The organism is Fulvivirga kasyanovii (genome assembly GCF_009711405.1).
Taxonomy (GTDB): domain Bacteria; phylum Bacteroidota; class Bacteroidia; order Cytophagales; family Cyclobacteriaceae; genus Fulvivirga; species Fulvivirga kasyanovii.
Map to the genome: position 1 here is coordinate 1 of NZ_SMLW01000463.1, position 12,073 is coordinate 12,073.

Annotated in this window: 10 protein-coding genes and 2 pseudogenes; 6 read left to right on the forward strand and 6 right to left on the reverse strand. The window is 38.6% G+C overall.

The annotated features are described in order from the left end of the window. On the forward strand, positions 1–1,678 hold a 1,678-nt coding region (istA, locus tag E1163_RS08045; RefSeq protein ID WP_221417960.1), incomplete at its 5' end, for an IS21 family transposase. Between the two features lie 46 nt (positions 1,679–1,724). Then, on the forward strand, positions 1,725–2,447 hold the full coding sequence (gene istB, locus E1163_RS08050) for an IS21-like element helper ATPase IstB (protein WP_185156013.1): 723 nt from the start codon (positions 1,725–1,727) through the stop codon (positions 2,445–2,447). A gap of 157 nt (positions 2,448–2,604) precedes the next feature. Here istB and E1163_RS08055 read toward each other — a convergent pair whose 3' ends face one another. After that, complete coding sequence (locus E1163_RS08055; RefSeq protein WP_155170925.1) at positions 2,605–3,072, reverse strand: helix-turn-helix domain-containing protein; 468 nt, start codon at positions 3,070–3,072, stop codon at positions 2,605–2,607. Positions 3,073–3,162: 90 nt separating this feature from the next. On the opposite strand from E1163_RS08055, the pseudogene E1163_RS31665 reads away from it, so the two are divergent. The 4 genes and pseudogenes from E1163_RS31665 to E1163_RS08065 form a co-directional block, all read left to right on the forward strand. After that, positions 3,163–3,360: pseudogene (locus E1163_RS31665) on the forward strand (transposase family protein); the annotation flags it as partial. A 93-nt stretch (positions 3,361–3,453) separates the two neighbouring features. Beyond that, positions 3,454–3,846 carry a transposase gene (locus tag E1163_RS31205; protein ID WP_246223552.1) on the forward strand — a complete coding sequence of 131 codons (393 nt, stop codon included), beginning with the start codon at positions 3,454–3,456 and terminating at the stop codon, positions 3,844–3,846. Positions 3,847–3,992: 146 nt separating this feature from the next. After that, positions 3,993–4,100 (forward strand): annotated as a pseudogene (locus E1163_RS31670) (terminase gpP N-terminus-related DNA-binding protein); the annotation flags it as partial. A 63-nt stretch (positions 4,101–4,163) separates the two neighbouring features. Beyond that, positions 4,164–4,760 (forward strand): transposase, encoded by a 597-nt coding sequence (locus E1163_RS08065; RefSeq protein WP_425482686.1) that lies wholly within the window; start codon positions 4,164–4,166, stop codon positions 4,758–4,760. 348 nt (positions 4,761–5,108) lie between these two features. On the opposite strand, the gene E1163_RS08070 is transcribed toward E1163_RS08065, so the two are convergent. The 5 genes from E1163_RS08070 to E1163_RS08090 all read right to left on the reverse strand — a co-directional run bounded on the left by E1163_RS08070 (position 5,109) and on the right by E1163_RS08090 (position 11,898). After that, positions 5,109–5,609 (reverse strand): HD domain-containing protein, encoded by a 501-nt coding sequence (locus tag E1163_RS08070; RefSeq protein WP_155170928.1) that lies wholly within the window; start codon positions 5,607–5,609, stop codon positions 5,109–5,111. Between the two features lie 67 nt (positions 5,610–5,676). Beyond that, on the reverse strand, positions 5,677–6,330 hold the full coding sequence (locus E1163_RS08075) for a sterol desaturase family protein (RefSeq protein ID WP_155170929.1): 654 nt from the start codon (positions 6,328–6,330) through the stop codon (positions 5,677–5,679). Positions 6,331–6,342: 12 nt separating this feature from the next. After that, on the reverse strand, positions 6,343–9,480 hold the full coding sequence (locus E1163_RS08080; protein WP_155170930.1) for an efflux RND transporter permease subunit: 3,138 nt from the start codon (positions 9,478–9,480) through the stop codon (positions 6,343–6,345). 6 nt (positions 9,481–9,486) lie between these two features. Then, complete coding sequence (locus tag E1163_RS08085) at positions 9,487–10,539, reverse strand: efflux RND transporter periplasmic adaptor subunit (RefSeq protein WP_155170931.1); 1,053 nt, start codon at positions 10,537–10,539, stop codon at positions 9,487–9,489. A gap of 9 nt (positions 10,540–10,548) precedes the next feature. Further along, complete coding sequence (locus E1163_RS08090; RefSeq protein ID WP_185156016.1) at positions 10,549–11,898, reverse strand: TolC family protein; 1,350 nt, start codon at positions 11,896–11,898, stop codon at positions 10,549–10,551. Between the last annotated feature and the right edge of the window lie 175 nt (positions 11,899–12,073).

Below are 12,073 nucleotides of genomic sequence, written 5' to 3' on the forward strand. Positions count from 1 at the left end.
ATTCTGTTTCATGTTGACCACCCAATATTTGAAGCTGACCACCCATTCTGACGATACTGACCACCCTTTAGAAGGGCATTTCTGTAAAGGCTTTGCTTTGCAGTTTTTTCAACAAAAGACTGCAATAAAAATGGCTGGAAAAGCGATAATCATGAGCAAAGTAAAACAGATCATCCGGTTACGGAAAAAAGGTGTGGCCCTTCAAAGCATTGCCAAAGGTGTGGGTATCTCTCGCAATACAGTAAAGAAGTACCTGCGTCTCATTGAAGTCAAAGGCTATGACCATCAGGAGTTATTAGCTCTGGAAGATGAACAATTGGAGGAGCTTCTTGCGGAGCCTGATCAGATATCCGAAGCAAGACAACAAGCCTTGTATGCGATATTCCCTGATGTAGAAAAGGAACTGAACCGCACCGGTGTCAACAGGTGGATTCTATGGGGGGAATATAAAGAAAAACATCCCGATGACTACGGCTACGCTCATTTCTGCCATCACTTTAAAGTATGGCTCAACAGCGGAGAGGCCACCATGCATTTTGATCATCAGCCTGGGGATAAACTCTACATAGATTTTGCAGGAAAGAAACTACAATGGGTAGACCGCAGCACCGGAGAAGTGCATCCGGCAGAGGTATTTGTTGGAGTTCTTGGTTATAGTCAGTTGACCTACGTTGAGGCTGTAGCTAGCCAGAAGAAAGAAGACTTTATTAGTACCACAGAAAACGCTCTTCATTACTTTGGTGGTGTGTCACAAGTGATAATTCCTGACAACCTGAAGAGCGCTGTCACCAAGGCTAATAAATATGAGGCGGAACTGAACGCAGACTTTGCTGATTTTGCTAACCAATACAATACCTGTATACTTCCAGCGCGTAGTTATAAGCCAAGAGATAAAGCTCCGGTAGAAAATGCTGTTAAAATTGTTTACTCGAGGATCTATGCTCCTTTAAGGGATAAGATATTTTACTCTCTGAAAGAACTTAACGAAGCTATATTATTACTGCTGGAAAACTATAATAACCGCCCTTTCCAAAAAACACCACAAAGCCGCAGGGAAAAATTTGAACAGCAGGAGAAGGAAAAACTGATGATTCTACCCACCAAACGGTACGAGATAAAAAAGTTTAAATCTGCTACGGTAATGAAGAACTCCCATGTCTATCTATCAGAGGACAAGCATTACTACAGTGTTCCATATCGTTATATCGGCAAAAAAGTAAAGGCAGTTTACACCAGCAATCATCTATCGGTATATTACAACAAAGAACGAATCGCTTTTCATAAAAGGAAGGCAAAAGCTTTTGGTTACACTACAATCAAGGAACACCTACCGTCTTCACACCAGTTTGTAAGCGACTGGAACCCTGATAAATTCCTGTCGTGGGCAGCAGGTATACATCCTGCTGTCAAAGAATATATCTCTGTAATTATAACAAGCAAGACGTATCCCGAACAGGCTTACAGAAGTTGCGTAGGCATACTCTCACAGGAGAAGAAAGTAGGTCGTAGGCGTCTGATCAACGCTATAGAGAGAGCTATCCACTATGGAGCCTATAACTATAAAATTATTGATCGCATACTTAAAGGAGGCCTTGACAGAATCAAAGAAGAAGATCCGGGGCAGCAAAGTTCGCTGCCTTTCCATACGAATATCCGGGGAGCTGAACATTACAAGTAGCCCCGGCAACTACTTACTGAATTTTTAACAATTAACCATAACAAATATGAACAGTACACTTTTAAACAAAATGGGACAGATGAAGTTTTTCGGGATGCAACAGACCTATCAGACACTGCTGGATAGCAATCAACACCACAGCCTAACCAATGATGAGATAGTGAGTATGCTCATACAGGGTGAATGGGAAGATCGGGAAAACAGAAAAATCAATCGTTATCTGAAAGCAGCTCGTTTCCGTTATCAGGCTAATATAGAGGAAATTGACTTCACTGCCAGCCGGGGATTAGACAAAACTCAACTTCTGCGCCTGGCCGATTGCAGCTTCATCAAAAACAAACAAAATATACTCATCACCGGGCCAACAGGAGTCTGGAAAAGCTACCTGGCTTCTGCACTTGGTCATCAGGCCTGTATTCAAGGGTTCAGAACCCTGTACTTCAATACTCAAAAACTATTCCCTCAACTCATCATGTCTAAAGCTGATGGCTCATATCAAAAACAGGTCAATAAAATTGAAAAACATGATTTACTGATTTTAGATGATTTTGGACTACAGCCACTTGACAATAAGACCCGCATGATGCTGATGGAAATTATTGAAGATAGGCATAGCAGGAAATCAACTATTATCTCCTCACAATTACCGGTTGCTAAATGGCATGAAGTCATAGGGGACAGTACGGTTGCTGACGCAATCCTCGACAGAATGGTCCACTCCGCTCAACGTCTTGAACTTAAGGGGCAGTCTTTAAGAAAATCTAAATAGAATTAAACCAATTTTTATACTTTTGTCTAACCAAGGCCAATGAAGAAAAGCCTGAAAGAATTGCCCTTCGGGAATCAACATCCTCAGAGGGTGGTTAGCATCACCAGATCGGTGGTCAATATTCACTTTTGGTGAAAGTATTATAATTTAATACACATTATTTTTTTTCAATAATGCCCATTCCCTTCTGAAATCTGAGATCCATTTTGTGGAGCAGATTATAGATTTGGGCTTTCTTATAATTTAGATCGAACTCCTGATTGATCCAGTCTTGAAGCAGCGGACCTGTCCACTTCTCATCTTTATAACCCTTGTTGGATGGGAATTCTGTTAAGATTGTTTTTTTTATAATCCTTAAATCATGAGCGCTTAACTTTGATTTTCTACCTCTGCCTGGCCGATCTTCAAGTCCACTAATTCCCTCTTTTTCAAAACGATGTACCCAATTTAATACCTGCTTAAAGCTCATATTGTAGATTTCCGCTACTTTTCTACTAGGTTTTCCCTGAGCAACCAAATACAACATGTGAAGCCTAATAGCTACCGTAAAAGCCTTGTTTTCGTCCAGTAGCCTTTTAATATCATAGCTTGTGTATCCTTTTACTTTTGAAGTAGGTTTCCCCATTTAGGCTTTCTTTTTAAAAATTAAATGTAGTAATTATATGTGTAATTAAATAATATACATTATATGATTATTCCTGAGTTTGTTCTCCCTATGGACATAGAACTAAAAGATTATGTGCTAAAATCGAATAATCGTAATCTGGTGATCAGTGTTTCAACATGCCAAAAGAGTTCCGTTTGCCCTATATGCACTCAAAAGAGTAGCAGGGTCCATAGCCGTTACATAAGGAAACTTGCTGATCTGCCGATATCAGGCAACTTGGTGCAGGTGCAACTCAGAGCCAGAAAGTTTTTCTGTGATCGTCCATCCTGTCACAGGAAAGTCTTTACTGAACGTTTTGTTAGTGAAATCATTCCTTATAGCCGGCGGATGCAGCGTACTATGGAATTACTTTCAAGAATAGGCTTGGAACTTGGAGGCAATAAGGGGGCCATAATCAGCGGGTTAGCGGGCGTTCCAGTCAGTTGTTCAACCCTTTTGCGGGTAGTCAAAAACTTACCAATAACTGCCGAGGGTGAGACTTCTGGTGTTATTGGGGTAGATGATTGGGCATTTAAAAAGGCTAAAACTTACGGAACCATCATAGTTGACCTTAATCGGAGGAAAGTGATTGACCTTCTTCCTGACCGGGAGGCAGCTACCTTATGCGGATGGTTATCCGCTCATCCGGAAGTGAAAGTTGTTTCCAGGGATAGAGCCAGTGCGTACTCTTTAGGGGTGAACAAAGGTGCCCCCAAGCTATTCAGGTGGCGGACAGGTACCATCTTTTGGTGAATCTTAGGGATGCGCTTCAAAAGACATTCTACAAACAGTCAAGACTACTAAAGGATTCATTCAATGAATTCAGAAACCCGGATCAGAAAAGCGAAACCGCAGAAGCCGTTCAGGTAGACGATAACAATAAGGGGGATGCCAGTGCAATGCGACAATACAAGTTTGAAAAAGCCAAGAAACTCCATCTCCAGGGATATAAAATAAAAGCTATCGCCAGAATCTTAGGAGCAGGTCACAAAACGATCAAAAAATATATCCAGCTAGATATGTTACCAAGCAGGCAACCTCCATTAAATTATATCCGACAGACAAATTTCATGCGGTTTACTGGTTATTTATTAAAAGAATGTGGATCAGACGTTTCCTATAGGTTCTTATTTGGGGCTGTCAAGCAACAGGGTTATAACGGCAGTTATTCACAATTTTGTAAAAATATGAGCAAGCTTATACAAGGAGAAGTTACTTCTCACCAATCTCGGGAAAAAATCTTATCTATACCAAAGTTGGCTTCAATCCAAACGTGGTCTACTTCAAAATTGGCTTTTATGGCTCTAAGGGAAAGAGATTCACTGCACCTTGTAGATCAGGAGTTCCTTGATTTTCTGTACGCTAAATCACCACAAATAAAAGAGGATGTGGCCTTGGCTATCAGATTTAAAAATTTGTTCAAGAACAAAAGAGAAGGTAATATTGAGGAATGGCTTACAGACGTACTACATTCAAGATCTGGACTAACCACTTTTGCAAAGGGGATAAAAGGAGATTTTGAAGCAGTCAATCAAGCAGTGGTTTCAAACATAAGTAATGGACAGGTCGAAGGGCAAATTAATCGCCTAAAGAATATCAAAAGAAGAATGTATGGAGGAGCTGGCTTTCCTCTTTTGAGAAACGTAGTACTGTTTCAGTCTGGATAATTCACCAAAAGTGAAGAAGAACCCAATATCAGCAGATTATCCATTGAGCGTGTAAAAGCTTTTAAAGGTAAGTGAGGATTTGAGGAAATGAGGATTTGGTTTCACATATGTTCAGGGGTTAGTGATCTGGAATCGGGATGTTTTGGCTTAGTATGGGCTTATTCCGTGTTTTCTGTTTATTAAAGACCAGTAGGTTTGAGTATGTAAAAGCTTTTTAGGGCATGAAGAAATGAGGAATTTGCAGGGGTGTAAGGGTTAAGATTGATTGGTTTACAATTGAAAATATTTCATAATCTTTAAATATTATAGCAAAGTCTTTAAAAATTATTGGCTATCAAAGGGAATTGGCTACAGGTGGATTTGAGAATTTGGTTTCACATATGTTCCGGGGATTAGTGATCTGGAATGGGGATGTTTTGGTTTAGTATATGCCTTGGCTCTCCTCTCCATATCTAAAGTTCCTATATGACTCAAATCCGCATCATGAAGGATTTTTTGCATTGTGGTCACGCACGGTGAGGTCAATTTCGTTGAAAGAATTAAAGATTTCACTATTTCAATTTCGTCCACAGCCACATCTCGAATTTCTAGAAATGCTGCTGCAATTTTTGCACTTAGTTCTTCATGATTAGTGTAGCTTTCGACATGCCCTGTGTCATGAAAATAAGCCGCTACTTTCAAAAGTGACAGGTCCTTTTCTGAAAGACCACATTGCATACCTAACTCCGTTGACACTTTTACAACTTCCTGGGTATGATGCCAATTATGAAACAGGTATTTGCGGTCTAAGCTAATGAGTAATTCCTTAGTATATTGTTTTACCTCTATTATGATTGACTCTGAGATCATTTTTAATACAAGGTCATTTCAATTCCATTTTTTCCCTATTTATTCAATAAAATGATTGGCCACATTATTATTTTTCATGTTTACTCACCCGATTTACAATAGTTTTTCGGCCTTTCACAGGCATTGTGTTAAAAATAAAATCCCACAATGAGGTACTAACACCAAACGCACGATCGTGCTGTTGGTAATGGTGTATATTATGATGCTTCCACCAGAAATTGAACTTACTTGGCATTGGCAAGCGGTGAATTATTGTGTGTATCCACATGTAAATGGAGTATCCTATTACAAACCCTGGACTAAAGATAAGCGCTTCATTACCTAAAAAAAAATAAAATAAGCCGAAAAACAACCCTGCTATAACAAGTGAAGGTACCGGAGGCAAAACTGTTTTGCTTTTATCATTTGGATAGGCATGATGGATGCCATGAAACATATAATGAAAACCTGTATCGTAACTTGCATCTTTTATTTTATGATAAATAAAGCGATGAAGAATATATTCGGCAAATGTCCATAAAAACAGTCCTGATAAAAAGTAGATAATTATCAAATCAGTTCTTGCGGCAATTTTATTGTAATATATATACACAGCACCTGCTGATAGTAATAAATACATTGTGAAAATTAGTGCTGGATGAGACCATGTTAATGCATTTAATATCTTGCTCTTGAATAACTCAGGTGCTTTTTGGTTGGGATAAATTACAGCTTCTTTCATTTTATCAATTTATCAAGTTGCAGTCTCTTTCAATTCTGTTGTATATTTCTCTTTTCTCTCTGCCAACCCTAATTTTTCTACCAGCTTATCAGCAATTAAATATACCACCGGAACAACAACAAGGCTTAATAGCATTGAGCTTGAAAGCCCCCCTATTATTGCCCAGCCAAGTCCGTTTTTCCACTCAGCACCTGCCCCACTGGCAATAGCTATTGGTAATACCCCAAATACCAAGGCAATGGTGGTCATTAATATTGGTCGTAATCTGGCATTAGTGGCTTCAATCAAAGCGTCTCGTGTATTAGAGCCATTTTCTTTGGCTTGGTTGGTAAAATCAACCACCAAAATGGCATTTTTAGCGACAAGTCCTATTAACACTATTATTCCTAATATGGAAAATAAATTTAGCGTTTGTTTTGCAAGTGCCAGGGCTAGTAATGCTCCAACAATGGCTACCGGTATAGAAAAAAGAATGACTAACGGATAGATATAATTGTCGTATAACGCCACAAGAATTAGATAAACGAGGATAATCGAAAACAAAAAAGCAGAACCTAACGCCCCGAAAGATTGCGATTGCCTTTTAAGGTCACCATCATAAGAGTATGTTACACCTCGTGGGAGTTCCTTACTATCAATAATAGCTTGTAATTCCTGACCAACTATACCGGCTGGTACGCCTATTATCTTAGAAGATAGTTTTACTGAGTTTATCCTGTCTTTTCGTTCTAGTCTTGATGGCCCTACGGTATCGGTAACAACGGCAAACTGATCAAGAGTAACAGTTTGATTGTTTCTGTTTATGAAAATTAGTGACTCAACATCTTTAACATTTTTCCTATCAAAATCATTGAGTTTTACATTAATGTCGTATTCATAATTTCCATCTTTAAATGCCGCATCAGTATTGCCCGAAAAAGCCACTTGCATGGTGGCCCCTACGGTGCCTAAATCCAAGCCGAGGTTGGCCATTTTATCTCTATCAATATCTACCTTTACTTCTGGTGTACCTTCTTTTATGCTCAATTCCAACTCTGTTGTGCCTTCTACTTTAGCTAAATCACTCTTTACCTCATTGGCCAGCTTCATCAACTGATCCAGTTCTGGCCCGGCAAAAATTACCTGTATAGGGGCATCTGAGGCCGTACCTAGTATACTTGTAGGTGATGAATATACAACAATGCCGGGTATAGTTTCTTGAAGTAAGAGTTTAACCCGTTTTGAGAATACAGTTGCCGATACATCTCGCTGATCATAAGGTATCATCTTTACGTTTATTTCTGCTTCATTAGGTATGGCCTGAGTTCCACCAAAGCCCTGGCTTGTTTGGCCAACAGTAGTGAAGGTACTTACCACTTCCGGTAATTTTGAAATCAACTCCTCTGCTGTCTTTGCAGCTAGGTTGGTTTTTTCCACAGTAGAATTTTTAGGTAGTTCAATGCGAATTACAAACTCCCCCCTATCACCTTGTGAGATGAACTCCCCACCAATGAACCCAAAGCCAATAAGTAAAAATGAACCTATAAACAATGCTCCTGTTACCACAAGTGTTATTGTTTTATTGTTCATCGACTGAATCAAAACGCGGTTTATCCAGCCGCCAAAAGTATCAATAACACTTTCAAAAGCTTTGTTAAAACGAGCTGGAATTCCTTTGGGATTAAAACTCTCTATTTTGGCAAAACGTGAGGTTAACAAAGGAATGATAGTGAAAGCAACCAAAAGGCTCAATAGTGTGGCTACCACAATTACCAAGGAGAAGTTGGTCAATATGGGGGAAATGAGAGATTCTACCAGTGCAAGGGGTAAGAAAACAACCACAATTACAAAGGTGATGGAAGTTACGGTAAACCCAATCTCCTTCACTCCATCAAAAGAAGCGCGAATCCGGTTTTTACCCATTTCCATGTGCCTGTATATATTTTCTATTACAACTATGGCATCATCCACAAGAATACCCACCACCAGTGATAATGCCAAAAGGGTCATCAGGTTTAGGGTGAAGCCTGCAAGGTACATAGCTGTAAAAGTGGCCACTAGGGAAACTGGCACGGCTATCATAACAATGACAGCATTTCTAACACTATGCAAAAACAAAAACATAACCAATGCCACCAATATAACCGCTATGTAAAGGTCGTGAATCACACTATCTGCTGCCTCAAGAGTAAATACTGACTGATCTTGTGCAATATTAAACTTTAGGCCTTCTTCACTATAGGTTTGTTCCAGTTGTTGGATTTTATCACGGACAAGTTTACTAACTGTTACAGCATTTGCGTCTGTTTGCTTGGTAAGTAGTATTCCTATTGAATTTTCAAGATTATAACGTGCAATTTTTTCAATCTTTACCTTCCCGTCAACTACTTCGCCAATATCTTTAACCCTTATCTCTGCTCCACTTGGCATAGACCCAAGTACTAGATTTCTAATTTCTTCTAAATCTTGATATTTGCCAGAAAGCCTTATAGTCCGTTGTTCTTCATTAGTTTCGATTTTGCCCGTAGGAAAATCAAGATTAGAAACTTCTATCAGTTGTGTAAGTTGTAATATAGACAGGTTATATGCCTTTAGCTTTTCTCTATCAATATTTACTTTAATTTCTCGCTCTTCGCCTCCTACCAATTGCACTTGTGCCATACCATCTATTCTCGAAAGCTCAGGAACTATGCGCTGATCTATCAAATCAAAGAATGCTGACGGACTCAGGTTACTTGCTGTACTTGCCAAGCTAATGATAGGCAAATCATCGATTGAAAATTTCGATAATGATGGCTGCTCTACATCATCCGGCAATTGGGAAAGAATTCCGTTTACTTTTCGTTGTGCCTCCTGAAGAGCCAAATCCACGTCAGCATCAGAAGATAGTTCAATGGTAACAATTGAAACCGACTCTAGTGAAGTAGAACTGATAGATTCCACATTTTCCATTGAGGATAAAACGTCTTCAATTTTTTCAGAAACAGATGTTTTAACTTCACTAGGTGCAGCACCCGGATATATAGTTGATATGGTAACTATTGGCTGTGTAAACTTTGGAAGTAGCTCATAACCCAACATGGAATAAGAGACTAAGCCTAATAATGAAAGTACTATAAAGACTACTACCGGTGCTGTGGATCGCTTTATTGATATTTCTGTAATTTTCATAACGTACTATTTTTTAATCCTAATCTTTGCCCCATCTACCAAATTGATTTGACCTGACGTAATAACCAAATCGCCTTCGTTGAGACCGGAAACTACTTCTAAATAGTTGTCATTTCTTTGACCAACATCAATATTCTTCAGAACAGCCGTACTGTCTTGGTATATATAAACCTGAGGGTTTTTGATACTACCCACCAATACGCTTCTATTTATTGCTAATGCGTCTACTGACTGAAAATTGAAGTGGGCGGTACCAAACATCCCTGATTTTAAGTTCTTTGATGCATTAGTGATTTTAATTTCTACAGGAAATGTAAGTGCTTGTGAACTCCTCACCCCAATTTTGCTTACAGTACCTTCAATTTGGTTAATACCTAAAGCTTGTATAGTAATGGTCACAGACATACCCAATTCCACCTGTTGTATTTCGTTTTCGGAAACCATTACCTCCATTTTCATTCTCTCCACATCTACTATATCAAAAAGAGGGTCTCCTCCGCGCACATAACTTCCCTTTTCTATATATCTTTTGTCATTTATTCCTGAAAATGGTGCTCTTATAAAGGTATCATTATAGGCCTTTTCTGCCGAAATCAAATCGGTTTTAGCCTTTATATGAGCAAGTTGGATGTTATCTAAGTCCTGCTGACTAATTCCCCCGGCTTCAAATAGATTCTCAATACGTTTTTTGTCTTTCTCTATTTTATCAAAATTGGCCTTTGCTAAATCCAAAGTTGCCTTTATAGTTTGGTCATCAAGCCTAGCGAGTATCTGGTTTGATTTTACATATACACCATCTTCAATTAGTATAGCTTTGATAACCCCGGGCATCTCTGATGAGACTGTAACTTCTTTGTTAGGAATAAGATTTCCATTTACCTTAAAACTCTTTACAATTTTTCTTTTTGTTAAAGGCTCAGTGTTTACCGGAATAAAATCCGGCTCTATTTGTGCCAATTTTACATTTTGTTTCATTTCCTCTTTGTTGCTTTTAAGCACAAATGCGACCAAGACAACAAGTGCTAGGAAGATTATCGAGTTAATTATTATCTTTTTCATATTTTTCAATTAATAAGATTCTAGGAGATTGCCTGTTGATTTATATAATTCAGTTTCTGCTATTTTTACCTGCAAAAGCGCAGCAGAGTAATTGAGTTGGGCAGTAGTTAGTGCAGTCTCTGCACTTAACAAGTCTGTAAGATCAGACAACCCTTGCTCATAGCTCTTTTGGGAAATATCATAAACTTTTTGCGCCAAATCAACACTTGTTTTTCTCGTTTCGAGGGTAGATAAACTCTGATTGAGTTTGTTTTGGGCATTGGCATAATCAACATTATACTGCTGCTTTGTGAATTCGATTGACTCCTCAACTTGTTGCTTTTTCAGTTGGGATTGCATACTTTGAGCATTCATCCTTAGCCCATCAAAAAGCGTTAATGTAAGACTGAGTCCTATTGATGAAACATCAAACCAGTTGGTAGAAGCATCTGAACTCGAAAAGAAAGCATCATTGCTAAGACCATTATAAGCATAATTGGCAAAAAAGCTCAACTTAGGATAGTAGCCCGATTTAACGTTTATTTTTTCCAATTCGTAAAGTCTCTTTTGAACATTAAGGAGGTTAAAGTCTGTGAGATTTTCATGTGTCATATCAGGCATATCCATATCTACCAACTGTATTTCCTTGTCTTCATCATTTTTCAAAACAAGAGTAGTCTCCTGATCCATCCCCATCATGAGTTGAAGTTGTTTAATTGCATTTTTTCTGGCTAGGGATAAGTCTGACAACTGTATTTCAAGATTCATTTTAGAAACCATAAGGCGATCATGATCAACTTGCTTAATGAAACCTTGCTCTAATTGTACTGCCGATATTTCAAGAAGTTTGTTGGTTTGATTCAAGTTACTCTGAAGTACCTCAATATTCCTATCTAATATGGAGATATTGTAATAAAGAATTACGGCTCTGTAAACAACCTCTTCTTTGGTTTTTTTTACCCTAAGCGAATACAATTCTTCAGAAGATTGTGCGGCTTTCATAGCTGTAAATACTGATTTGTCGAACAAGGGTTGGTTTAATGATACAGCAACAGAGGTGTTGTAATCCAACCCTACTTCTAGGGTGCTTACTCCACCAGGGTTACCGGTAAGTTCTCCCGGTACAACCAAAACAGGAAGGAGCAGGTTGTTTATATAGTTTGCACTTGCTGTTACTTGCGGTAAGGCCGTGCTTCTGACTTCTTTTGTTACCTCGAAACCTATCTTTTCTTGTATAAGGCTGTTTTTTATATCGCTGTTGTTTTCAAGCGTATATGCAACCACCTCAGACAATGAAAGGGTAACCTGTGCCGTAACCAAATTACCCGACAATAGGGCAATTAATAGTGAGAAAATAGTTTTGTAAGAAATTCGATTCATAGATAATGTGCTTATATGGAATTGCGGGCTTCCCATTCAGAAAGAATAACAGGAAGTCTTTCTTCGTATAGTTGATATAAATCCCTAATTTTTGATAATTGTGAGTTGGTTTCATTGAATTTGTCAGGTCTAAGAACCAGGGCTTTGTCGAGTATTTCTCTATAGCCTCGATATT